The organism is Aeromonas sp. R2-3 (assembly GCF_040908375.1).
In the GTDB taxonomy this organism is placed as follows: domain Bacteria; phylum Pseudomonadota; class Gammaproteobacteria; order Enterobacterales; family Aeromonadaceae; genus Aeromonas; species Aeromonas veronii.
The window spans coordinates 354,682-379,095 of the sequence record NZ_JBFODP010000017.1; the positions used below are offsets into that span (position 1 = coordinate 354,682).

General features: G+C 57.4%; 21 protein-coding genes and 2 pseudogenes. 11 read left to right on the plus strand and 12 right to left on the minus strand.

Annotated elements, in window-relative coordinates; all coding sequences use genetic code 11:
• Positions 1-119 precede the first annotated feature (119 nt).
• The gene (dsdC, locus tag AB5Z02_RS07270; RefSeq protein WP_111899514.1) at positions 120-1,064 is read left to right on the plus strand and encodes a DNA-binding transcriptional regulator DsdC; all 945 of its coding nucleotides are present in this window, start codon (positions 120-122) and stop codon (positions 1,062-1,064) included.
• Between the two features lie 164 nt (positions 1,065-1,228).
• On the opposite strand, the gene AB5Z02_RS07275 is transcribed toward dsdC, so the two are convergent.
• The 3 genes from AB5Z02_RS07275 to AB5Z02_RS07285 all read right to left on the minus strand — a co-directional run bounded on the left by AB5Z02_RS07275 (position 1,229) and on the right by AB5Z02_RS07285 (position 3,266).
• On the minus strand, positions 1,229-1,405 hold the full coding sequence (locus AB5Z02_RS07275; protein WP_005337704.1) for a hypothetical protein: 177 nt from the start codon (positions 1,403-1,405) through the stop codon (positions 1,229-1,231).
• A gap of 311 nt (positions 1,406-1,716) precedes the next feature.
• Entirely contained in the window at positions 1,717-2,166 is a 450-nt protein-coding gene (locus AB5Z02_RS07280) for a C40 family peptidase (RefSeq protein WP_005337703.1), read from the minus strand.
• Between the two features lie 191 nt (positions 2,167-2,357).
• Positions 2,358-3,266: a hydrogen peroxide-inducible genes activator gene (locus tag AB5Z02_RS07285; protein ID WP_005337702.1), complete on the minus strand. Its 909-nt coding sequence runs from the start codon at positions 3,264-3,266 to the stop codon at positions 2,358-2,360.
• Positions 3,267-3,412: 146 nt separating this feature from the next.
• On the opposite strand from AB5Z02_RS07285, the gene AB5Z02_RS07290 reads away from it, so the two are divergent.
• Positions 3,413-4,015, plus strand: a complete 603-nt coding sequence (locus tag AB5Z02_RS07290) for a peroxiredoxin C (protein ID WP_005337701.1) — start codon at positions 3,413-3,415, stop codon at positions 4,013-4,015.
• A 247-nt stretch (positions 4,016-4,262) separates the two neighbouring features.
• On the opposite strand, the gene AB5Z02_RS07295 is transcribed toward AB5Z02_RS07290, so the two are convergent.
• From AB5Z02_RS07295 to AB5Z02_RS07320, 6 genes are all read right to left on the minus strand, one after another.
• The gene (locus AB5Z02_RS07295; protein WP_005337700.1) at positions 4,263-5,228 is read right to left on the minus strand and encodes an alpha-L-glutamate ligase-like protein; all 966 of its coding nucleotides are present in this window, start codon (positions 5,226-5,228) and stop codon (positions 4,263-4,265) included.
• A gap of 3 nt (positions 5,229-5,231) precedes the next feature.
• Positions 5,232-6,770, minus strand: coding sequence for an inactive transglutaminase family protein (locus AB5Z02_RS07300; RefSeq protein WP_005337699.1), 1,539 nt, complete (start codon positions 6,768-6,770; stop codon positions 5,232-5,234).
• A gap of 3 nt (positions 6,771-6,773) precedes the next feature.
• Positions 6,774-7,562, minus strand: a complete 789-nt coding sequence (locus tag AB5Z02_RS07305) for an ATP-dependent zinc protease (RefSeq protein WP_005337698.1) — start codon at positions 7,560-7,562, stop codon at positions 6,774-6,776.
• A 52-nt stretch (positions 7,563-7,614) separates the two neighbouring features.
• Positions 7,615-8,592 (minus strand): tRNA 5-methoxyuridine(34)/uridine 5-oxyacetic acid(34) synthase CmoB, encoded by a 978-nt coding sequence (cmoB, locus tag AB5Z02_RS07310; protein WP_160881619.1) that lies wholly within the window; start codon positions 8,590-8,592, stop codon positions 7,615-7,617.
• Positions 8,589-9,335, minus strand: coding sequence for a carboxy-S-adenosyl-L-methionine synthase CmoA (cmoA, locus tag AB5Z02_RS07315; RefSeq protein ID WP_043821335.1), 747 nt, complete (start codon positions 9,333-9,335; stop codon positions 8,589-8,591). The genes cmoB and cmoA overlap by 4 nt, the downstream gene beginning before the upstream one ends.
• Before the next feature lie 275 nt (positions 9,336-9,610).
• Positions 9,611-10,459 (minus strand): DUF72 domain-containing protein, encoded by an 849-nt coding sequence (locus AB5Z02_RS07320; RefSeq protein ID WP_368215712.1) that lies wholly within the window; start codon positions 10,457-10,459, stop codon positions 9,611-9,613.
• Between the two features lie 162 nt (positions 10,460-10,621).
• Between AB5Z02_RS07320 and AB5Z02_RS07325 the strand changes: the two genes are divergently transcribed.
• From AB5Z02_RS07325 to AB5Z02_RS07335, 3 genes are all read left to right on the plus strand, one after another.
• Entirely contained in the window at positions 10,622-10,873 is a 252-nt protein-coding gene (locus tag AB5Z02_RS07325; RefSeq protein WP_005337686.1) for an FmdB family zinc ribbon protein, read from the plus strand.
• A 32-nt stretch (positions 10,874-10,905) separates the two neighbouring features.
• A complete protein-coding gene (gene aspS, locus AB5Z02_RS07330; RefSeq protein WP_368215714.1) occupies positions 10,906-12,672 on the plus strand; it encodes an aspartate--tRNA ligase in 1,767 nt (588 codons plus the stop codon).
• 102 nt (positions 12,673-12,774) lie between these two features.
• Complete coding sequence (locus tag AB5Z02_RS07335; RefSeq protein ID WP_005337681.1) at positions 12,775-13,515, plus strand: YebC/PmpR family DNA-binding transcriptional regulator; 741 nt, start codon at positions 12,775-12,777, stop codon at positions 13,513-13,515.
• Positions 13,516-13,800: 285 nt separating this feature from the next.
• Here the strand turns inward: AB5Z02_RS07335 and AB5Z02_RS07340 are convergent.
• The 3 genes and pseudogenes from AB5Z02_RS07340 to adhE form a co-directional block, all read right to left on the minus strand.
• Positions 13,801-13,992, minus strand: a pseudogene (locus tag AB5Z02_RS07340) (PT domain-containing protein); the annotation flags it as partial.
• Positions 13,922-14,077 (minus strand): annotated as a pseudogene (locus AB5Z02_RS07345) (PT domain-containing protein); the annotation flags it as partial. The pseudogenes AB5Z02_RS07340 and AB5Z02_RS07345, both read right to left, overlap by 71 nt.
• Positions 14,078-14,107: 30 nt before the next feature.
• Positions 14,108-16,774: a bifunctional acetaldehyde-CoA/alcohol dehydrogenase gene (adhE, locus tag AB5Z02_RS07350; protein ID WP_019446648.1), complete on the minus strand. Its 2,667-nt coding sequence runs from the start codon at positions 16,772-16,774 to the stop codon at positions 14,108-14,110.
• A gap of 840 nt (positions 16,775-17,614) precedes the next feature.
• On the opposite strand from adhE, the gene AB5Z02_RS07355 reads away from it, so the two are divergent.
• The 6 genes from AB5Z02_RS07355 (at position 17,615) to oppF (ending at position 24,171) form a co-directional block, all read left to right on the plus strand.
• Positions 17,615-18,250 carry a YchE family NAAT transporter gene (locus AB5Z02_RS07355; RefSeq protein ID WP_005337678.1) on the plus strand — a complete coding sequence of 212 codons (636 nt, stop codon included), beginning with the start codon at positions 17,615-17,617 and terminating at the stop codon, positions 18,248-18,250.
• Between the two features lie 279 nt (positions 18,251-18,529).
• A complete protein-coding gene (locus tag AB5Z02_RS07360) occupies positions 18,530-20,149 on the plus strand; it encodes an ABC transporter substrate-binding protein (protein ID WP_368215716.1) in 1,620 nt (539 codons plus the stop codon).
• Positions 20,150-20,247: 98 nt separating this feature from the next.
• Positions 20,248-21,168: an oligopeptide ABC transporter permease OppB gene (oppB, locus tag AB5Z02_RS07365; protein ID WP_005337672.1), complete on the plus strand. Its 921-nt coding sequence runs from the start codon at positions 20,248-20,250 to the stop codon at positions 21,166-21,168.
• A gap of 14 nt (positions 21,169-21,182) precedes the next feature.
• Positions 21,183-22,094, plus strand: a complete 912-nt coding sequence (gene oppC, locus AB5Z02_RS07370; RefSeq protein ID WP_139407229.1) for an oligopeptide ABC transporter permease OppC — start codon at positions 21,183-21,185, stop codon at positions 22,092-22,094.
• A gap of 100 nt (positions 22,095-22,194) precedes the next feature.
• Positions 22,195-23,175, plus strand: a complete 981-nt coding sequence (locus AB5Z02_RS07375) for an ABC transporter ATP-binding protein (RefSeq protein ID WP_041208572.1) — start codon at positions 22,195-22,197, stop codon at positions 23,173-23,175.
• Entirely contained in the window at positions 23,176-24,171 is a 996-nt protein-coding gene (oppF, locus tag AB5Z02_RS07380; RefSeq protein ID WP_368215718.1) for a murein tripeptide/oligopeptide ABC transporter ATP binding protein OppF, read from the plus strand.
• Positions 24,172-24,414: the final 243 nt, after the last annotated feature.

The following is a 24,414-nucleotide window of genomic DNA, read 5'->3' on the forward strand; positions in this document are numbered from 1 at the left end:
GATGCAAAGGCGCTACATTGGTCACAATTTATCTAAATCACATTCTTTGGGTCTTTTGACTTCATCCTGAAGGTGGCCTGTGGGTGTATCATCGGTGGCCATTGCGAAGAGGGGGATGAATGTATAACGGGGATAATTACATATCGCGCAACAAGCTGCTGAGTGGCTACCAGCTGGCCAAGTTGCACACCTTCGAGGCGGCCGCCCGCCACGGATCCTTTGCCATGGCAGCTGATGAATTGTCGCTGAGTCCCAGTGCCGTGAGCCACCGGATCAGCGCGCTGGAAGAGGAGCTGGGGTTCAAGCTCTTTGAGCGTTTTCACCGCAAGGTGGTACTGACGGCGGATGGGCAGCGGGTGTTCTGGGCGCTCAAATCTTCGCTGGAGTTCATCAATCAGGAGATCCTGGAGATCAAGAATCAGGAGCTCTCCGGTACCCTGACCATCTATTCGCGTCCCTCCATCGCCCAGTGCTGGCTGGTGCCCAGGTTGGCTGATTTCTCCCGCCTGCATCCGCAGATCGAGCTCAATATCATCACCGGCAACGAGAACATCAACCTGCATGGTTATGGCATCGATTTGACCCTCTATTTCGATGAGAAGAGCCCGGAGCGGCTTGCCATCCACCCGCTGATGGATGAGTTCATGCTGCCGGTCTGCAGCCCGGAATATGCCGAGCAGCACGGGCTTGTCGGCAATCCCGCCAACTTGTCCTTGTGCCGGCTGCTCCATGATCGGCAGGCATGGGGATTTGACTCGGATACCGATGAATGGAGCTGCTGGGCTCGCCACGCCGGGGTCAGCCTCGAGGCATGCCAGCTGAGCATGGGTTTTGATCGCTCGGATCTCGCCATCATCGCCGCCATGAATCACGCCGGGATCGCCATGGGGCGCAAGAATCTGGTGAGCAAGCGACTGGCTCGCAACGAGCTGGTGGCCCCTTTTGCCGGGCTGGAGGTCAAGTGCGAGCAGCGTTATTACATGGCGACCCTGCCCAATCGGGCGTGTCCCAAGATCCAGGCCTTTATCGACTGGGCGCAGGAAATGGCTGCCGAGATGGAATGAACAGAGGCCGGTGCGCAAGAGCAAAATGAAGATGGTAAAGCGCGAGTGAACGAAGGTAGCGGTTTAACGTAGCGGGAAAATTGGGGGAGAGGGGTTGGCTGATGGTGGTTGGTCGCGAGTTGCCTTGCTGCCAACCGTGGCTGGCAGCAAGGCAACGGTCGGGATCAGGTGGTCTTTTCCAGATGGTTCTGATAAATCTGCTGCCACTTGTCCAGTTCGTTTTCATCACCCTGCTGCTGCCAGAACTCGCAGATGGAACTCGCCATCTCACATGCCATGGCGTGGTCACCGTCACGGCGACTCATCAGGTATTGCCCCAGCCAGCTTTGATACTGTTTCATTGCACGATCTCCTTATCTATTTAACCCTTGATACTGCAGCTGTGGGCCACCCGTCCGGCAGTGTTGCGCCACACTCCACTTTCGCCGCGCGCTGCTTGTTATTGCCTCGCTTGTTGTCAATCAGGACAGAGAGCGTATGAGAAAAAGGCGAAAGTGTTAAAAATTGGCCACCACCTTATCACAAAATGGTGTGATATGCAGGCTTTGGGGCCAATTGAGTTATAAGCGTGGGTTGTGTGTCCCGACATAGCGACAGGAATTGACGGAGAGTATCGGCACGCAACTTGTGCCGCAAGCAGGCGTTTGAGTGGTTACTGGGTTACCCGACGTGCCTGCCAGTAGCGACTGTTCCAGTAGACGTTGTCGAGGCGGGAGCGGATCACTCCCTTGCTGGTGGAGGCGTGAATAAACTCGCCGGCACCTGTGTAGACCCCCACATGGTACTGTTGCCAGCCGGTCTTGAAGAAGACCAGATCCCCGTGTTGCAGCCGGTAGCGATCCACCGGTTTGCCAATGCTGGCCTGAGATTCGGTGGTTCTTGGCAGGTTGAAGCCCAGCACCTGACTGTAGGCGAGCTGGGTGAAGGCGGAGCAGTCTAGCCCGGCGCGGCTGGCGCCGCCCATCCGGTAGGGCACTCCGCGCCACTGTTGGTAGAAGCCATCAAAGGCACTGCTCTGCCGGGGGGCCGGAGGTGGCTCTGGCGTGCTGGAACAGGCGGCCAGCAGCAGAGTCAGCAGGGATAGCAGCAGCTTGCGATACATCGGGCTCTCTCCACGGACGGGTCTACCAAACGAGACATTTATCGAGCGCCATATCTTGCCAAATCGTTCTGGCAGTAGGGGGCGAGACAACTTTTCCATCATAAACAGGGATCTGGCTCCAGACCTAGTCTCCGAGAGGAAAAATGTGGCGGGGAACTGAAAAACGCCAACCCGAGGGCTGGCGTTTGTTGTCACTCGTTGTGGCTGATCAGCGGTTTAAGCAGCTCGGCCAGCTTGTAGAAGGTCTGCACCCGGGTGGTGCTGGGGCGCCAGACCAGCCCGATCTCGCGATAGGAGGTCTCTCCCGGCAGCGGGATGGCCACCAGATCGGAGTTGGCAAGAATGCCGGCATCGATGGCCATCTGCGGCAGGAAGGTGGTGCCAAGACCCGCTTCCACCATCTGCACCAGGGTGTGCAGGCTGGTGGCGGCGAACGGGTTGATCTTGCTCTTGTCCCGCAGGCGACAGGCGCTCACTGCGTGCTCGGTGAGGCAGTGCTCCCGTTCCAGCAGGAAGATGCTCTGGTTGGGCAGCTCCTTGTAGTCGAACGGGGTATGCAGACCGGCCGCCATGCTGGCGGGCATCACCATGTGGAACGGATCCTGGCCGACGGTCTTGCAGTGAAATCCACCGATCTCGATGGGCAGGGCGAGGATCAGCAAGTCGAGCTGACCCTGTTCCAGCTGCTTGAGCAGATTGCTGGTGGTGTCTTCACGCAGCAACAATTCGAGGTCAGGATAGGTTTTGCTGCACTCTTTCAGCAGCTTGCTCAGCAGGAAGGGGGCGATGGTGGGAATGCAGCCAAGACGTACCGTCCCCTGCATCACGCCGCCCTGATGTTGCCCGAGCTCCATCAGATCCCGCGCATCGGAGAGCAAATTGCGAGCGCGCTCGACGATTTCCATGCCGACCGGGGTCATAATGAAGCTCTTGTGGTCCCGCTCCACCAGTTGCAGGTTCATCATGTCCTCCAGCGTCTGGATCCCGGTACTCAGGGTCGACTGGCTGACATGACAAGCCTTGGCGGCGCGGTTGAAGTTTTTGTGCTCATCGAGAGCAACCAGATATTGCAGCTGTTTGAGGCTGGGCCAACGTTGCATAGAAAAACCCGATTAATGCTATCTATTTAATTTGATTTAACTAATCTACCACCGGGTCTATAGTTTGTCGCTTGAATTAGATGGACTTGGCTCTAGGTAGCCCAATCCTCACCGGATTGTTCACTTCACATAAAGAGGAATTGAATATGGTATTGGTAGGCCGTCCCGCACCCGATTTTACCGCCGCAGCTGTTCTGGGTAATGGCGAGATCGTTGATTCATTCAACTTGTCATCCCACATCAAAGGCAAAGCTGCCGTTGTCTTCTTTTATCCGCTCGATTTCACCTTCGTCTGCCCGTCCGAGCTGATTGCCTTCGATCACCGTTATGAAGAGTTCCAGAAGCGTGGCGTGGAAGTGATCGGTGTTTCCATCGATTCCCAGTTCTCCCACAACGCATGGCGCAACACCAAAGTGGAAGATGGCGGTATCGGTCAGGTCAAGTACCCGCTGATCGCCGACGTGAAACACGAAATCTGCAAAGCCTATGACGTTGAGCATCCGGAAGCCGGTGTGGCGTTCCGTGGCTCCTTCCTGATCGACAAGAACGGTGTCGTTCGTCACCAGGTTGTCAACGATCTGCCGCTGGGCCGCAACATCGACGAGATGCTGCGCATGGTCGATGCCCTGCAATTCCACGAAGAGCACGGCGAAGTGTGCCCGGCTCAGTGGGAAAAAGGCAAAAAAGGTATGCAAGCCTCTCCGGACGGCGTTGCCAAGTACCTGTCCGAGAATGCTGACTCCCTGTAATCGGGTCGTACTCTCCTTGAAGAACCGGCGTCTTGGCGCCGGTTTTTTTATACCTGAGATTTATCCATCCCCTGACATTGCGGTCACACTCTTCTCACTCCATCGCTATTCCAAGCAGCCGTTCGCTGGCGTACTCGTCGTTTCGAAATGAGGTGCTGATCCGAATGGCTGGGTGGGGGGATATGCCGACAGACAATCGCCATAAAAAAAGCGCGCCATAGGCGCGCTTAGTTCACAAGCGGAGGTGTTATTCCTCAAAGATCCCGAAGTGATCCTTGGCGAAATTGACCCGCTGCTCCACGTTCATCTTCACCTGTCCCAGCTTCTCGATGGTCTTGAGATTGGGCACCAGGCCGCGACCGTTGGCGATCTGGATGGCAAGACCGGGACGGGCGTTGAGCTCCAGCAGCATGGGGCCGCGGAACTTGTCCAGCACCATGTCAGTACCGATATAGCCCAGACCCGACATCTCGTAGCAGGAGGCCGCCAGGGTGAGCAGGGTATCCCAGTGTGGGACCTTGAGCTCATAGAGGTCGAGGCCGGTATCCGGATGGTGGCGCAGCGGATTGCCAAACTGCACCGCCCGCAGGGCACGACCGGTACGCAGGCACAGACCCACCCCCACGGCGCCCTGGTGCAGGTTCGCCTTGCCGTCGGAGGCGGCGGTGGAGAGGCGCATCATCGCCATCACCGGGAACCCCTTGAAGATGATGACCCGAGCATCGGGTACCCCTTCAAAAGAGTAGCCGTCGAACACATCATCAAAGTTGATGAGGCCTTCCACCAGTGCCACGTCTGGCTTGCCGCCAAGCGAATAGAGCCCCGCCAGAATGTTGGATACATGGCGCTCCAGATCCTGACCGTTGGAGGCGCTGCCGTTGGGTTTATAGAAGAGGCCATCTTCCTGACGCAGGATCACCAGGATCCCCTTACCGCCCGAGCCACGGGCCGGCTTGATGCAGAAGCCCGGCCAATCTTTTACCAGCTCGGTGATGCGACCCACATCGTGCTGGGCTCGGATGGTACCGATCAGCTCAGGCACGGTAACGCCTGCATCCAGCGCAATTTGCTTGGTCTGCAGCTTGTCATCCACCAGCGGATAGAGGCTGCGCGGATTGTAGCGGCTGATGTAGGAGTGGTTGCGCTTGTTCATGCCGAGGATGCCTGATTGGGACAGGCTCCACGGGGTGGTGTATTTTTCCCAGAACCACATCGGTTACTTGTCCTTACCCGGGGTGACGCCAGATTTCATCTCGTCCACCAGCGGCTTGAAGCGCTTCAATTCGCTCAGCTTGTAGCCGGTGTAGTTACCCATCAACAGCACGGTCGCCATCAGCACCAGCTGCAGGCCGAGGAAGTTGAAGGTGAGGTGACGAATAAGCTCGTTATCCATGGCCAGATAGGCGATGACGGCAACCAGCAGAGAGCCGCCGCCCTGGCGGAACACCTCTTTCGGGCCCTCTTCTTCCCACAGGATGGACATCCGTTCGATGGTCCAGGAGAGGATGATCATCGGGAAGAAGGTGATCTTCATGCCGTCGGTCAGCCCCAGCTTGAAGGCGAACGCGGAGAAGATACCGATCATCGAGATAACCATGATGATGATGGCCGATATTCGGGCGACCAGCAGCAGGTTAAGCCGAGACAGATAGGAGCGAATGATGAGACCGGTGCCGACGATCAGCAGGAAGCCGATGAGACCGGTGACCAGCGAGGTCTGGATAAAGGCGACCGCGATCAACACCGGCATAAAGGTACCTGAGGTCTTGATCCCCACCAGAACCCGCAGGAACACCACCATCAGCACGCCGATCGGGATCAGCAGCAAGCCCTTGAACAGGGTCTGCTCTTCCAGCGGCAGGCTGTGGATGGAGAAGTTCATCATCTCTGATTTTTCGAACTTCTGCGCCAGTGCCACGCTAACCGGCTGCTCCTGCTCGATCATCGAGAAGCTGACACGGGAGTTGTGACCACCGGTCACGTCCAGCAGGGCGCCGGAGTTATATTCCCACAGCAGCAGGTTGGCCGGACGACCCTGTTCACCGGTTTGCGGGTTGAACAGCTTGTAGTCGGTCGGGCTGTTGAATACCTGCAGGTAATCCACCAGCTCCTGACGACGGCGGCCATCTTCCAGATTCAGGGCATGCACCACGCGGGTCGGCACGTCAGCATTGTTGAGCAGCTCGGCGATCAGGTTGGCGCGGCTCTTGTGCTTTTTCAGCAGCTCGGCGTTCTGCTCCTGCTTCTCGATCTCCTTGATGATCTCGCGAGTCAGGGTGTAGCCATCGGCAGAGCGCTCCTGTGCCCGCTCGAGGATCTGCTTCATCGCGGTGGCGTAAGGCTCACTCTCGATCTGCTTCTCGATGGCAGGCGGCTGCGGATTGGCGGCCGGTTTGGCGTGGGCATCCGCCATCATGTCGACGCGGTAGTAGAGCTCCTGACGGCCGGAGGCGGTGCGGATGGACCACTCGGCGCGGGCATCGCCATCTTTCTCGACAAAGGAGAGGCCGTAGCCGGGGCTGGCGGCGTTCTCGTTCATCAGGGTGAAACCGGGCTGGGTGCCCGGAATGGCCAGAGAGGCGATCACCGGCTCACCGGTCGCCTCAAACTCCAGCTTGGCTTCGATAGACCAGATCTGGCGCTTTTCACCGGGCGTCAGCGGTACATCCAACGCGATATGGTGATAGATCGTCATCCCCAGGCCGACAATGTACAGCAGGGCTACCAGCAAATAGAACGGCTTACGGGAAACCATGGATTATTTCACATCCTTGAGCTTGGGTTTGGGTTGGATATATTCGCGGGCTACATCAACCACGGCGATGTCTTTCAAAAATTCGCGACCCAGCAGCACAGGGAAGGTCATGTCGCTACGGTCTTTCAGGGTAAATTCGGCTTTCTCGGTCATGTCGCCAATGCGCACGGCCAGACGCACCACCGGACGGCGGTCCAGATCGTCGGCAGAGGCCTGACGCACCCGTACATGGCGTACCAGCGGCGCTTCGATCTGGATCTTGTCGTCCACTTCCTGATGGCTCAGGAAGAAGCGCACCCAGTTTTTGCCGTTGCGCTCGAAAATAGTGATCTCCTGCGCACTGATGGAGGAGGTGGTCGCACCGGTATCTACCCGCGCCTGGAAGGCGTCGTTGGCAGCATCAACCCAGATCCACTCGGCTTCACCGACCATCAGCTTGCCATCGATGGTGTGACCCTGATTGGGGGCCGGGCACTTCTCGGTGGGGATGGCCATCGGCTTGGGCGGCTCGGAGGGGAGGGTGGCGAGCTTGTGGTCTACTTGCTTGACGGACTCTTTCATATTGGTGACATCTGTGTTGAGCTGAACCAGCAGGTGCTGTTGCTGCACATACTGCTTCTGTTGCTGTTCCATGGATGTTTGCAGGCGCTGCTCGCTCTGGCTCAGCTCGCTACGAAGCTCGGCCAGCGTCAGAGCAGGAACCTGAGGCGCTTTTTCCATATTGACACACCCGCCGAGACTAAGCAGGGAGAGCAGGGTCATTCCTTTTAATTTGCTTTTCATGTCATTCATTTAACTGTGCTTCCTGGAATTGGGTCAGTGTAACTTCCACAAGCGCCACCGGCTAGTCTTTGGCCTTGCGGGCAATCAGTACGGCACGTTTCGGCGCCGGGTGTCCTTCTACCGTGAGTGCCGGATTGTCTGGATCCAGATAGTCACTCAGGGATTCATTAATCATCCAGTCGGTACGACGCTGTTCGTCGGTGCTGGTCATATTCTCGTCTACTATTCGCACGTCGGTGAAGCCGCAGCGCTCGACCCATAGCTTGAGGGCGCGGCTTGAGGGAATAAACCAGACGTTGCGCATCTTGCCGTAACGATCGGTGGGCATCAGCACGTCGTTGACACCGCCGTCAATCACTAGCGTCTCCAGCACCAGCTCGCCATCATCTTTCAATTGATTGCGCAACTGCTCGATGTGCTCGATGGGGGATTTGCGGTGATAGAGCACTCCCATGGAGAAGACGGTGTCAAAGGCACGCAGCTCCGGCAGCTCCTGAATACCGAGCGGCAACAGGTGGGCACGCTGATCATTGCCCGCGAAGTGGCGAATGGCCTCGAACTGGCAGAGGAACAGCGGACTCGGGTCTATGCCGACTGCAAGCCGAGCCCCTTCACCCACCATGCGCCAGAGGTGGTAGCCGCTGCCGCAACCCACATCCAGCACGTAACGTCCTTCGAGCGGGCTGATATGGGGCAGCACCCGATCCCACTTCCAGTCAGAACGCCACTCGGTATCGATGTGGATGCCGTGCACGGTGAACGGCCCCTTGCGCCAGGGCATGAAGTGGCGCAGCAGGCTTTCGACCTTCTTGCGCTCCCCTTCGCCCAGGCTCTCGGCCGAGCCAATCTCGACCCGGCTTTTCAGCTCGATGTTGCCGGGGGAGACCACCGGCAGCTTGTTGAGGGCGCGGTTCCAGCGCGGCAGGTCGCCATGCTGGTTGTCATGTTGCCAGGCGTGCAGCTGGGCGGGTAGGGTATGCAGCCAGTGGCTCAGCCGGTTTTTGGCAATCAGTTGATAGAAATTGGCAAAGTCGATCATGGCTGGGCGTCGCTGGATTTGATGGCAATCATGGAGCCGAAGTTGAAGCACTGAAACCAGAGATCCTGATGGACGAAACCGGCGTCGCGCAGACGGGCCTGATGCACCGGCAGGCTGTCGGTGCGCATCACGTTCTCAAGGGCGGTGCGTTTCTGGCTGATCTCCAGCTCGCTGTAGCCATTGGCCCGCTTGAAGTCGAGATGCAGATCGATGAGCAGCTCGTTGACCGGTTCATCTTCGAAGCGGAACTTTTCGCTCAGGATCAGGATCCCGCCCGGGCGCAGACCATCGTGAATGCGCTGGATCAGGGCGGCCCGTTTCTCCGGCTCGACAAATTGCAGGGTGAAGTTGAGCACCACCACGGAGGCGTTCTCGATCTCGATGTCGCAGATATCTGCTTCCACCAGCTCCACCGGCACCTCGGATTTGAAACCGGAGAGGTGGGAGCGGGCGCGCTCAATCATCGGGTGGGAGAGATCCACCGCGGTGATGCGGCAGCCGGACTGGCTGACATGGCGACGCATCGCCTGGGTCGCGGCGCCCAGTGAGCAGCCGAGATCATAGAGTCGGCTCTCGGGTTGGGCGTAGCGGGCGGCCATCATGCCGATGGCGGAGATGATGTTGCTGTAACCCGGCACCGAGCGCTGGATCATATCGGGAAACACGTCGACGACCTGTTCGTCAAAACAGAAGTCTCCCAATCGGGCGATCGGGGCGGCAAAAATTTGATCTTTGGTATGCATGCTGGCGCAACCTGACAGTCGGGACATCACCCGGCTGTATTGTTCAATTGAGTCGTTGGGTGACACCCATCAGAGTAGATTTATCACCTGTTTACGAACGGGGTGGCTGGTCGTGAAATCCTTTGGACCTGCCCTGTTCGTACGGGCCATGTTCCGGACCCTTACTTGGGGCGGTAGTGTAGAGGATTGATGGCCGTTTGTCTTGACGCCAGGGCTTGCCACGCCACAAAAAAGCACTTTTTTTGCAGCGAAACGATGGCCGCAGAATGGGTTGGCTAAAAGCGCAGCACTCCCTGCCGTGCGCGATCGTTTTCCCCTGGCCAGGGGGCCATCTCCTTCTCCAGCAAGCGGGTGATCTGGCGGGCCAGCTCAGGTGCCTGGGCGTTGTCGGCAGTATGTATATAGAGGTAGAGATCCTTGCCCTCGGAAAGCCACTGGCGCCAGTGGGGGAGCCAGCTGGGCAGGAAGGGGTGATTGGCCGCCGGGTCCGGCAGGCCGATAAAGCGCACCATGGGGGCGTTGGCGGTGGCCAGCAGATGCACCGGCAGGCGCGGTTTCTTGCCCTGGGCATCGACAAGGGCTGGCGTGGTTGCTGGCACCGAGAAGAGTGGCCGGCTGTCGAGCATCACCCGGTTCACACCCTGTTCCATCAGCAGCCGGTTCAATGCCCGCTCGGCCTCCCCCTTGGCGAAGAACTCAGGGTGACGCACTTCAATGGCGTAGCGAAACGCCCGCGGCAGCCGATCAATAAAGGCCGCCAGTCTGGCCAGCCCCTGTGGCCCGAAACGGGCGGGCAACTGCAGCGTGAGCAGCCCCAGCTTGTCGTGCAGCGGGGCGAGCAGGCGAATAAAGTCGGCGACTTGTTTGTCTGCGCTCACCAGATCGCTCTGGTGGCTGATGGTTTGCGGAAATTTGAAGTTGAAACGAAAGTGGTCGGGCACCGCATCGGCCCAGCGCTGTACCGTGTCCTGTGTCGGCAGGGCGTAGAAGGTGGTGTTACCCTCCACCGAGTTGAAGACGGCCGCGTAGTGGGCGAGGTGTTCGGCAGGCTTGGCGCCAAGGCCCAGCAACTGGCCGGGCCAGCTGGGGTGGGACCACTGTGGCAGGCCCAAATAGAGGCTCATGGTGGCTATTATCTTCGCTCTTGGTGCATTCGTGCCGATTTTTTGCCCGCTTTTTGCCATCGAGTGCAAAAAACTGGCGAAAGGAGGCTGCTGGCCATTTTACCCAAAAGGGGGTTTTCCTCTATAATGCCAGCCCTTTTGTTTTTCAATTTCTTGTGACCCATGCCTATCTACGAATATCGTTGCGACGTCTGTGGCCATGAATTGGCAAAACTGCAAAAGCTTTCCGATGCCCCCCTGACCGACTGTCCGGCCTGTAGCAAGCCGAATCTGGTCAAGCTGATATCGGCGGCAGGCTTCCGGCTCAAGGGAACCGGATGGTACGAGACTGATTTCAAACCGGGTAAGAAAAAGAATCTGGCCAGCTGTGAGACAGACGGTGCTTGCCAGTCGTGCCCGGCGGCCCAAGGTTAACCGTCTCTCTACAATTTCGAAGGAAGAAGTCCATGCGCTCTATCTATTGCGGACAGGTCAATGAGGCCCATGCAGGGCAGACCATTACATTGTGCGGTTGGGTTCATCGTCGTCGTGATCTCGGCGGTCTGATCTTTATCGATATGCGCGACCGGGAAGGGATCGTTCAGGTGTTCTTCGATCCGGACAAGCCGGACGCGTTCGCCCTGGCCTCCGAGCTGCGCGGCGAGTTCTGCATCCAGGTGACCGGCGTGGTGCGCACCCGTCCCGAGTCCCAGCGCAACAGCGACATGGCCACTGGCGCCATCGAAGTGTTCGCCCACGAACTCAACATCATCAACCGTGCCGAGCCGCTGCCGCTGGACTTCAATCAGGTCAACAGCGAAGAGATCAGCCTCAAGTATCGCTACCTGGATCTGCGTCGTCCCGAGATGGCCAAGTACCTGAAGACCCGTGCCAAGGCCAGCGCCTTCGTACGCCGCTTCATGGACGAGCACGGCTTCCTCGATATCGAGACCCCGATGCTGACCAAGGCCACCCCGGAAGGTGCCCGTGACTATCTGGTGCCGAGCCGCGTGCACAAGGGCAAGTTCTACGCTCTGCCGCAATCACCCCAGCTGTTCAAGCAGTTGCTGATGATGTCCGGCTTCGATCGCTACTACCAGATCGTCAAGTGCTTCCGTGACGAAGACCTGCGTGCCGACCGCCAGCCGGAATTCACCCAGATCGACGTGGAGACCTCCTTCATGACCGCGCCGCAAGTGCGTGAAGTGATGGAAGATATGATCCGCAAACTGTGGCTGCACATCCTGAACGTGGATCTGGGCGACTTCCCGATCATGACCTTCGACGAAGCCATGCGTCGCTACGGCTCCGACAAGCCGGACCTGCGGCTGCCGATGGAGCTGGTCGATGTGGCTGATCTGCTGACTGCCGTCGAGTTCGCCGTGTTCGCTGGCCCCGCCAACGATCCGAAAGGCCGTGTGGCTGCCCTGAAAGTCCCGGGCGGCGCCGACCTCTCTCGCAAGCAGATCGATGAGTACACCAAGTTTGTCGGCATCTACGGTGCCAAGGGCCTGGCCTGGATGAAGGTCAACGAAGCCGCCAACGGCATCGAAGGCGTGCAGTCTCCGGTTGCCAAGTTCCTCTCTGACGCCATCGTGCGCGAGATCCTGGCCCGTACCGGCGCAGCCGACGGCGACATCATCTTCTTTGGCGCTGACAGCAAGAAAGTGGTCTGCGATGCCATGGGTGCCCTGCGCCTGAAAGTGGGTCGCGATCTGGGCCTGCTGGAGAACAGCTGGAAACCGCTTTGGATTATCGACTTCCCGATGTTCGAGGAAGATGGCGAAGGTGGTCTGGCCGCCATGCACCACCCGTTCACCGCGCCAAGCAACATGAGCCCGGCCGAGCTGAAAGCCAACCCTGTGGGTGCTTACGCCAACGCCTACGACATGGTGATCAACGGCTACGAAGTGGGTGGCGGCTCTGTCCGTATCCACAACAGCGAGATGCAGTCCACCGTGTTCGACATCCTGGGTATCACCCCGGCCGAGCAGCGTCTGAAGTTTGGCTTCCTGCTGGATGCCCTGAAGTACGGTACCCCGCCGCACGCCGGTCTGGCCTTTGGTCTGGACCGTCTCAGCATGCTGCTGACCGGCACCGAAAACATTCGGGACGTCATCGCCTTCCCGAAAACGACCGCGGCCGCCTGTCTGATGACAGACGCCCCCAGCCTTGCCAATGCCGCCCAACTGGGTGAGCTGGCGATTGCAACCACCGTCAAGGGCGACGAGTAAGCCGATACCGGCACCGGAGGCCGCCGCCGTGCGGCCTCTGTGTTTCCCTTGGGTTAGTCATGATCAGTGTTACTGACATTTAAAAAATAACGGAGAGTCTCTATGGCAGGTCACAGTAAATGGGCCAACATCAAACACCGCAAGGCCGCTCAGGACGCCAAGCGTGGCAAGATCTTCACCAAGTTGATCCGCGAAATCACTACCTCCGCGCGTCTGGGTGATGCCGATCCGGCCAACAACCCGCGTCTGCGTGCTGCGGTGACTGCCGCCCTGACCAACAACATGACCCGCGACACCATCAACCGTGCCATTCAGCGTGGCGCCGGTGGTGGCGATGGCGAACAGCTCGAGACCATCGTGTACGAAGGTTACGGCCCGGCTGGCTCTGCCGTCATGGTAGAGTGCCTGACCGACAACCGTAACCGTACCGTAGCCGAAGTGCGTCACGCCTTCAGCAAGTGCGGTGGCAACCTGGGCACCGACGGCTCCGTTGCCTATCTGTTCAGCAAGAAAGGTCTGCTGACTTTCGTGGGCGTAGACGAAGATGCCCTGATGGATGCCGCGCTGGAAGCGGGCGCCGATGACGTGGTCACCGAAGAGGATGGCACCATCGAGGTGTACACCACCCCTAACGACTTCGGTACCGTGCTGGACGGTCTGGAAGCTGCCGGCTTCAAGGCCCAGAGCGCCGAAGTGACCATGATCCCCTCCACCGAAGCGGAGCTGGATGCAGAAACTGCACCCAAGCTGATGCGTCTGATCGACATGCTGGAAGATCTGGACGACGTGCAAGAGGTTTACCACAACGGCTCCATCTCCGATGAAGTCGCTGCGACCCTCTGATCGCTGAATCGTGCTCTCCCAATGGCAGCCAGATGGCTGCCATTTTTTTATCTTTGCATCGTGGCAACTGCTGATGTGTCGGTTGAGCAATCGGCGCAACAATTCTCTTCACTGACAGTCTTTCCCGCTTTCTCTGCGCATCATCATTGCTCTATTCATGCCAGTCGGTTGGCCCTGCACGTACGCCAGTCGGCAGTTCTGCTGCATTGCGTTAGCGAGGCTCCGCTTATCCTGTTTATCACACCTTTAGCTCTTGAGATGGCGTTGACTGCTCACATCTGCCCGTCAGGGTAATTCGTTGCGGGTAGGGGAGAGGAGGTGATGGGGCGCGCTCTTGTTATCACAGGTGCCCATCAATACAGAGTCACAGGTTGGGATGTTGATAGCGGATTGGCTGGGGCGAGTTGGTTGGTTGGTTGGTTGGTTGGTTGGTTGGTTGGTTGGTTGGTTGGTTGGTTGGTTGGTTGGTTGGTTGGTTGGTTGGGAAGTGAGGGGCTGCACTACCGCAATCGGTTGGAGAGAGGAGCTCTGTGATAAGTGGCAGATAAAAAAGCCCGCGCAGTGCGCGGGCTTGTTATCTCAGGACTGGTTATCAGGCCTTGGATTTCTTCTTGCCTTCAACCTTGGCTTCAACCGGGGCAGCAGTTACCGGAGCGGCTTCGGTGAACGGACGACCGTAGTAGGAGTCCAGCAGAACCTGCTTCAGCTCGCTGATCAGCGGGTAGCGCGGGTTGGCGCCGGTGCACTGGTCATCGAAAGCTTCGATAGCCAGCTGGTCAACCTTGGCCAGGAAGTCAGCTTCAGTCACGCCAGCTTCGCGGATAGAGGCCGGGATACCCAAGGTAGCCTTCAGCTCGTCCAGCCAGGTCAGCAGCTTCTCGATCTTGGCGGCGGTGCGGTCACCGGCAGCAGTCAGACCTAGGTGGTCAGCGACTTCGGCGTAACGACGACGAGCCTGCGGACGGTCGTACTGGGAGAACGCAGTCTGCTTGGTCGGGTTGTCGTTCGCGTTGTAGCGGATGACGTTGCTGATCAGCAGGGCGTTAGCCAGACCGTGCGGAATGTGGAACTCGGCACCCAGTTTGTGAGCCATGGAGTGGCACACACCCAGGAAGGCGTTGGCGAACGCGATACCGGCGATGGTGGCAGCATTGTGCACCTTCTCACGAGCGATCGGGTCGTTGGCACCGTTCTGGTAGCTGGATGGCAGGTACTCTTTCAGCATTTTCAGGGCTTGCAGCGCCTGACCGTCGGAGTACTCGTTGGCCAGTACGGAAACATAGGCTTCCATGGCGTGAGTCACGGCATCGATACCACCGAAGGCACACAGGGACTTCGGCATACCCATGACCAGGTTGGCATCAACGATGGCCATGTTCGGGGTCAGCTCGTAGTCAGCCAGCGGATACTTCTGACCAGACACTTCATCGGTTACTACTGCAAACGGAGTGACTTCAGAGCCGGTACCGGAAGTGGTGGTGATACAGACCAGTTCGGCCTTCACGCCCATTTTCGGGAACTTGTAGATACGCTTGCGGATATCCATGAAGCGCATGGCCAGATCTTCGAACGCAGTGTTCGGGTGTTCGTACATCACCCACATGATCTTGGCGGCATCCATCGGTGAACCACCGCCCAGCGCCAGGATAACGTCCGGTTTGAAGGAGTTGGCCATCTCGGCACCCTTGCGAACCACAGCCAGGGTCGGGTCAGCTTCTACTTCGTAGAACACTTCCACTTCCATATTCTGTGCTTTCAGCAGGCTGACCAGTTCATCGGCGTAGCCGTTGTTGAACAGGAAGCGGTCAGTTACGACCATAGCACGCTTTTTACCTTCCAGGTCGCTCAGAGCGATCGGCAGGGAACCACGACGGAAGTAGATGGATTTCGGAAGTTTGTGCCACAGCATGTTTTCTGCCCGTTTTGCGACTGTCTTCTTGTTGATCAGGTGCTTCGGACCCACGTTTTCGGAGATGGAGTTACCGCTCCAGGAACCGCAACCCAGGGTCAGGGACGGAGCCATTGCGAAGTTGTACAGGTCACCGATACCGCCTTGGGTAGACGGAGTGTTGATCAGGATACGCGCGGTCTTCATCTTGTCGCCGAAGTACTTGATGCGGTCAGCGTTGCGGTCCTGGTCGGTGTACAGACCGGAGGTGTGGCCGATACCACCGATGTTGACCATGTCACAGGCCATATCAACGGCGTTTTCGAAGCTGCTAGCACGGAACATACCGAGCAGCGGGGACAATTTCTCGTGAGCAAACTCATCTTCTGCACACAGCTTGACGCCTTCACCGATCAGGATCTTGGTATCAGCCGGCACAGTTACGCCTGCCATCTCGGCAATCTTGGTGGCTGGCTGGCCAACGATGTTGGCGTTCAGGGCACCGTTGATCAGGATGACTTTACGTACCTTGTCAGCATCTTCTTTGGAGAGCACGTGGCCCTTGTGGGATGCAAAGCGCTCTTTAACCTGGTCGTAGATGGCATCAACAACGATGACTGCCTGCTCGGAAGCACAGACCACACCGTTATCGAAAGTCTTGGACATCAGAATGGAGGCAACGGCACGCTTCACGTCGGCGGTTTCGTCGATAACGATAGGTACGTTACCGGCACCTACACCGATGGCAGGCTTACCGGAGGAGTAGGCTGCTTTCACCATGCCCGGGCCACCGGTGGCCAGGATCAGGTTGATGTCTTCGTGCTTCATCAGGGCGTTGGAGAGCTCAACAGACGGTTGGTCGATCCAGCCGATGATGTCTTTCGGCGCACCAGCGGCAACAGCTGCATCCAGTACCAGCTTGGCAGCGGTATTGGTGGAGTTCTTGGCGCGGGGGTGCGGGGAGAAGATGATGGCGTTGCGGGTCTTGAGCGCGATCATGGATTTGAAGATCGCAGTGGAGGTCGGGTTGGTGGTCGGAACGATACCACAGATGATACCTACCGGCTCGGCGATGGTGATGGTACCCATCTGATCATCTTCGCTCAGAATGCCGCAGGTCTTCTCGTCTTTGTACTTGTTGTAGATGTATTCGGAGGCGAAGTGGTTCTTGATAACCTTGTCTTCGATGATACCCATACCGGATTCTTCCACGGCCATCTGGGCCAGGGGGATACGGGCGTTGTTGGCGGCCAGGGCGGCGGCACGGAAGATCTTGTCTACCTGCTCTTGAGAGAAGCTGGCGAATTCACGCTGGGCTTCCTTAACGCGGGCGACCAGTGCATCCAGTTCAGCCAAATTGGTTACTGCCATGTTTATCTCCTGATTATTTGAAAACTGTTTAGTAAGACGTTGGCAATGCCCGGCAATTATAGTCGCCCTGTCAAGACGGTATCGTTGCAACAGCTTTTTCACATGCCTTACTAAATCGCTTTCTGAGTCGATTATAGAGCGGGGCTGACTCAGAAAAACTTGATCTGGATCATGTGTAACAAAAGAACAAAAGAAATTTTATTTCACAATCCTTGTTTGACTGATGTTATCGGAATGTGCATCAAAGGGAAAGGCGAGAGACTTGTTAACGCAGGGTAATAAACCATATTTATCAAGTGGTTAATTGTACTTCGCCATCAGATAGTAGGGCCGTTTTGGCTGTGCAGGTTAGCAAATATGAGTGAATCGGTTTCAAAACCACCGACAAACGCGCTTTATTCCAGCGTTTGTTGCAAAAATGATTGTTGTTTTAATCCATGACTAATCCGCTTTATTCCCCAAGGGGGCCATTTCTGTCCCCTTTCCCGGTTTTTGCATTGTGGCTCTCTTGCCGAGTCAATGAAGTGATGTCTGGCCTGAAATAGTGGGAAGGCAAAGCCTGGATCCTCTCGAGTCGCTTGGTCATTCGGTCAGTCACCGTCTTACTCTCTGGTCATGATTAAGCAGGCTTGCGCTCACTTTTCTGGCGCGTGTCGGGCGGTAGAAAGGGCTTTTGGCATCGGTTTATGCCAGTTAGCGCGGATGCATTAGATGAACTAACTAAAAAACCCTCAAAATGGTGAGATTATTTGATTGGTGCCCGCTCTGGCTATGATGTAAATTTACGCACGAAATTAATGGACTGGCCCGCTGGGCCCGAAACTCTATTGGAAGGCGCCTATGGCAGCAATTGACGTCTCGTTGTATCTGAAGTTTTTTGTCGGTTTGTTCGCAATTATCAACCCGCTTGGTTTGTTGCCGGTGTTTGTCAGCCTGACCAGCCACCATACCCAGGCCGAGCGGATGAAAACCAATACCACCGCCAATATCGCGGTGATGGTGATCCTGCTGGTCTCCATGTATATGGGGCAGCTGATCCTCGATGGGTTTGGTATCTCGCTGGCATCGTTCCGTATTGCCGGTGGGTCGCTGATTACCCTGATTGCTTGGTCGATGCTGCAGGGCAAGCTGGGCGAGGTGAAGCACAACAAACAGGAAAAGGGCGAACTGGCGGTGCGCGAGTCTATCGCCGTGGTACCGCTGGCGCTGCCGCTGATGGCGGGCCCCGGTGCCATCTCCTCGGTAATTGTCTATGCCAGCCAGAGCCACTGGCAGCAGCTGCTCGGCATGTCAGTGGTTGTCGTTGTCTTCTCTTTCTGCTCCTGGCTCATCTTCCGCGCCGCGCCGCTGCTGTTCAAGATCATGGGCAACACCGGCATCAACGTGGTGACCCGTATCATGGGTCTTATCATGATGTCGCTGGGTATCGAGATCATGGTGGCCGGTATCAAGGGGGTTTTCCCCAGCCTGATGTGAGCCAGCTCCGCTTTATGAAAGCCGGTCCTCGTGACCGGCTTTTTATTGGTTGCTTTTTGCCCGGTCTTTTCTAGAATCGGTCGTTTGTGTGAAAAATGAGCGCTTTGCTGGTGTTTTAATACTGAAAAAGCGCATGCCAGCTGATTTTTTGACCAGAAAATGACGATTACCCTGACAATATCTGTTGCATTATCGGAATTGGCAGGGAATTATGCTGGGAGCGGGTTTTAACCCCGTCACTTTAAAAAACGCATGGAATGTTCTTGTTGGAGTAGGGAAATGACTCATAAAAAAACAATGATTAACACATTGCTGATGGCTGCAGTGTTTGGTGGTGTCAATGTGGCTCAGGCTGCCGATGTCCCGGCGGGAACCAAGTTGGCTGAAGTCCAGCAACTGGTAAAAGGCAACGGCTCCGAGCCTGCGACCCTTGACCCGCACAAGACCGAAGGAACGGTCGAATCCAATATCCTGCGCGACCTGTTCGAAGGTCTCGTTGCATCCGGCCCGAAAGGGGAAATTCTCCCGGCGGTGGCTGAATCCTGGGAAACCAAGGATAACAAGCACTACGTCTTCCACCTGCGCAAAGATGCCAAGTGGTCCAACGGTGACCCGGTCACTGCCCACGATTTCGTTTTTGCTTTCCAGCGTGCCGTTGATCCGAAAACCGCCTCTCCTTACTCCTGGTATCTGGAGATCCCGACTATCGCCAACGCCACCGATATTATCGCTGGCAAGAAACCCGCTGATACGCTGGGCGTGAAGGCGACCGACGACTACACCTTCGAAGTGCAGCTCGAGAAAGCGATCCCTTACTTCGTCAGCATGCTCTCCCACACCACCACCTATCCGGTACCGAAGAAGGTGATCGAGAAGTTCGGTGACAAGTGGACCCAGCCGGAAAATATGGTATCCAACGGTGCCTATACCCTGAAGAACTGGGTGGTGAACGAGCGCGTCGAAGTGGAGCGCAACAAGCACTACTGGAACGATGGCAAGACCGTCATCAACAAGGTGGTCTATCTGCCCATCCAGTCTACCAACGCTGACCTGAGCCGCTATCTGGCGGGCGAAGTGGACATCACCTATCAGATGCCCATCGAGCGCTTCAAGCAGATGAAGAAAGAGAAGCCGGACGAGCTGAAAGTGACCGGTTATGTTGGTACTTACTACTACCAGTACAACGTCAAGAAGAAGCCGTTTGACGATGTGCGCGTCCGTACTGCGCTCTCCTATGCCATCGATCGCGACGTGATCGCCGACAAGGTGATGGGGCAGGGTCAGACGCCCGGTTACACCCTGGTGCCGGACTTCGTCGATGGCTTCAAGCCGGTAGCGCCCGAGTGGTCGAAGATGACCCAGGCCGAGCGTGATGCCAAGGCCAAGGCGCTGCTGCAAGAGGCCGGTTTCGATGCCAGCAAGCCGCTGAAGTTCGAGCTGCTCTACAACACCGATGACAACCACAAGAAAGTGGCTGTGGCCGTGGCCTCCATGTGGAAGAAGCTGGGGGTGCAGGTGAGCCTGGTCAACCAGGAGTGGAAAACTTACCTGGAAACCAAGAAACAGGGTCAGTTTGATGTAGGTCGTGCCGGCTGGATCGCCGACTACAACGAAGCCTCCTCCATGCTGGATCTGATGCAGACCACCCACGGCAACAACGACGGCAAGTACTCCAATCCGGAGTTCGACAAGCTGATGGATTCATCCCGTGATCAGGTTGATGTGGCGGCCCGCAACAAGCTCTACGTCCAGGCTGAAGAGATCCTGGCCAAGGACATGCCGATCGCCCCCATCTACCAGTACGTGACTGCCCGTATGGTCAAACCCTATGTAGGCGGCTATCCGGCCAACCCGCTGGATAACCTCTACAGCAAAGATATGTACATCATTGCTCACTGATTTAAAGCAACAAGTCGCATAACAAGCAGGGCCCGCCGGACGGCGGGCCTTTATTACAACCGCGACCATTTGGAAGCAGTACAGGACAGGAAATGTCTATGTTGAAATTCATTTTTAAACGGCTATTGGAAGCGATCCCGACTCTGCTGGTCTTGATCACCGTCTCTTTCTTCATGATGCGTTTCGCCCCCGGTAACCCCTTTACCAGCGAGCGTTCACTGCCCCCCGAAGTCATCGCCAACATCGAGGCCAAATATGGGCTCGACAAACCCATTGGCATGCAATATCTCACCTACCTGGGCAACCTGGTGCAGGGTGATTTGGGCCCCTCTTTCAAATACAAGGATTTCACCGTCAATGATCTGGTGAGTCAGGCGCTGCCTGTTTCCGCCAAGATCGGGACCACGGCCTTCTTCTTCGCCGTGCTGCTGGGGGTCACCTTCGGCACCATAGCGGCACTGAAACAGAACACCATCATCGACTATCTACTGATGTCGTCGGCCATGGCCGGGGTGGTGATCCCGGGCTTTGTGCTGGCGCCCTTGCTGGTGCTCTTTTTCAGTATTCATCTGGGTTGGTTCCCTGCCGGTGGATGGCAGGGTGGTGGCATCCAGTTTATGGTGCTGCCGGTGTTCGGCATGATGATGTACTACATCTCCGCCATCTCGCGGATCATGCGGGGCAGCATGATCGAGACCATGAACTCCAACTTCATCCGGACCGCTCGTGCCAAGGGCTTGCCGCTGCGCCACATCATCCTGAAACACGCGCTGCGTCCGGCCATGCTGCCGGTGGTCTCATATCTGGGCCCGGCCTTTGTCGGCATCATCACAGGTTCGGTGGTGATCGAGACCATCTTCGGTCTGCCGGGGATCGGTCAGCTGTTCGTCAACGGTGCCCTTAACCGTGATTACTCCATGGTGCTCGGTCTGACCATTCTGGTCGGCGCCCTTACCATCACCTTTAACGCTGTGGTCGATATTCTCTACGCCTTTATCGATCCCAAGATCCGTTACTAATTCGGGAGTTCATCATGGTTGTTTCAACTGAAAAACGCGATGCCGTCGAGGCGTTCGCGCAAAAGGTCGAGGTGGTGGAGGGGCGCTCCCTGTGGAAGGATGCCCGTCGCCGTTTCCTGCGCAACAAGGCGGCCCTGACCAGCCTGATCATTCTGACCATCATCGGTCTGGCGGTCATCTTTGGCCCCCATCTGTCCCAATACACCTTTGACGATCCGGACTGGGGCGCCATGCAGTCGCCGCCCGATATGGAAGCGGGTCACTACTTCGGTACCGACAGCCTGGGGCGCGATCTGTTCGTGCGCACTCTGCTGGGTGGCCGGATTTCCCTGATGGTCGGCATCATGGGCGCCATGGTGGCGGTCATCATCGGCACCCTGTATGGCGCGGCCTCCGGCTTTATCGGCGGGCGGGTCGACAGCCTGATGATGCGGGTACTGGAGATCCTCAACGCCTTCCCCTTCATGTTCTTTGTCATCATGCTGGTCACCTTCTTTGGCCGCAATCTGGCACTCATCTTTATCGCTATCGGGGCGGTGAGCTGGCTCGACATGGCGCGTATCGTGCGCGGCCAGACCCTGAGCCTCAAGAGCAAGGAGTTCATTGAGGCGGCCCACGTCTGCGGCGTCTCCAAGTGGAAGATCATCACTCGTCACATCGTACCCAACGTGCTGGGGATCGTGGCGGTCTACGCCACCCTGTTGGTGCCCGGGATGATCATGTTCGAATCCTTCCTGAGCTTCCTTGGCCTGGGCGTGCAAGAGCCCATGACCAGCTGGGGTGCTCTGCTGGATGAAGGCTCCAAGTCGATGGAAGTGGCCATCTGGCAACTCCTGTTCCCCGCCGGTTTCATGGTGGTGACCCTGTTCTGTTTCAACTTTCTCGGGGATGGTCTGCGCGACGCCCTCGATCCGAAGGATCGCTAATCAAGGCGGCAAGTGGCTGCCTGCACGAGTGCGGCCACCCATCGCTGACAGCGAATCGGATCGACAGGAAAACGTCACGAAAGATCGATAAGGAGTTTTTATGAAATTACTGGATGTAAAAGATCTGCGGGTCGAGTTCAAGACCCCGGATGGCAATGTGGTGGCGGTCAACGACCTCAACTTTTCTCTCTCTGCCGGTGAAACCCTGGGGATCGTCGGCGAGTCCGGCTCCGGCAAATCCCAGACCGCGTTTGCCATCATGGGCTTGCTGGCCAAGAACGGCGTGATCACCGGTTCCGCCAAATTTCAGGGTGAAGAGATCCTCAATCTCCCCGAATCCAAGCTCAACAAGATCCGCTCCGAGAAGATCGCCATGATCTTCCAGGACCCCATGACCTCGCTCAACCCCTACATGAAGGTGCAGGATCAGCTGATGGAAGTGCTGATGCTGCACAAGGGGATGAACAAGGCGGCGGCATTCGAGGAGTCGGTGCGGATGCTGGACGCGGTGAAGATCCCCGAAGCGCGCAAGCGGATGGGAATGTACCCCCATGAGTTCTCCGGCGGTATGCGCCAGCGGGTGATGATCGCCATGGCACTGCTCTGCCGCCCGCAACTGCTGATCGCCGATGAGCCGACCACCGCGCTCGACGTGACCGTACAGGCCCAGATCATGACCCTGATGAACGAGCTCAAGCGCGAGTTCAACACCGCCATCATCATGATCACCCATGACCTTGGCGTGGTCGCCGGTATCTGCAACAAGGTGCTGGTGATGTATGCCGGTCGTACCATGGAGTACGGCAAGGTGGACGATATCTTCTATCGCCCGAGTCACCCCTATACCGAAGGTTTGCTGCGTGCTATTCCCCGTCTCGATACCGAAGGGGAAGTGCTGCCCACCATCCCGGGCAATCCGCCCAACCTGCTGCGTCTGCCCACCGGCTGCCCCTTCCAGGAGCGTTGCCATCGGGTGAGCGAGATTTGCGGCCAGCAGTCGCCAATCCTGACGCCGTTCAATGACGGCCGAGAGCGCGCCTGCCACTGGGTATCGGATGCCATGAACAAGGGGGCCAACTAAATGGGTGCCGAGAAGAAATTGCTGTTGGAAGTGTCTGACCTCAAGGTGCACTTCAGTATCAAGAGTGGCAAGGCGTGGCCATGGGCCAAGCCATCTGATTTGAAAGCGGTCGATGGTGTTACCCTGCGCCTCTACGAAGGGGAAACCCTCGGGGTGGTGGGTGAGTCCGGTTGCGGCAAATCTACCTTTGCCCGCGCCATCATCGGTCTGGTGCCGGCGACGGCGGGCAAGGTGGTGTGGCTGGGTGATGATCTTACCAAGCTCGACCAGAATGCCCTGCGCGAGAAGCGTAAAGAGATCCAGATGATTTTCCAGGATCCGCTGGCCTCTCTGAACCCGCGCATGACCATCGGCGACATCATTGCCGAGCCGCTCATTACCTTCTATCCCAACCTGCCACGGGAAGAGGTGAAGGAGAAGGTGCGCGCCATGATGAGCAAGGTGGGGCTCTTGCCCAACCTGGTCAACCGCTACCCGCACGAGTTTTCTGGCGGCCAGTGTCAGCGGATCGGTATCGCCCGGGCGCTGATCCTCGAGCCCAAGATGATCATCTGCGATGAGCCGGTGTCGGCCCTCGACGTCTCTATTCAGGCGCAGGTGGTCAACCTGCTCAAGTCGCTGCAAAAGGAGATGGGGCTGTCGCTTATCTTCATCGCCCACGACCTGTCGGTGGTCAAACACATCTCCGACCGGGTGCTGGTGATGTATCTGGGCAACGCCGTTGAGGTGGGGACCCGCAAGGAGATCTTCGCCAATCCGCTGCACCCTTACACCAAGGCGCTGATGTCGGCGGTGCCGATCCCGGATCCGGAGCTGGAGCGCAACAAGGTGACCCAGATCCTGGAAGGGGACTTGCCATCGCCGATGAATCCGCCGTCAGGCTGCGTGTTCCGCACCCGCTGCCCGGTGGCGGGCCCCGAGTGTGCCAAGACCCGCCCTGTGTTGGAGGGGAACTTCGACCACGCGGTCTCCTGCCTCAAGGTGGATCCGCTCTGATTGCACAGGCAGCAATGAAAATAACGGGGCACTCATACAGCGCCCCGTTTTTTGCGTTAAGGGTGAAGATGCCTCTTGGCGTTATCTTTTACCGCTGTTAATATCCGCGCAACAAGGGGAGTAACTTCTCGCCGGTTTGTCGTCATTACGGTGCACCCATTTCCTGCAGTGCACCCGGCAGCCGGGCAGTTGATGCAAATCAGCTGTAAGTGAGACCTTGCCGAGAGGCAAGGTGTATCTGCT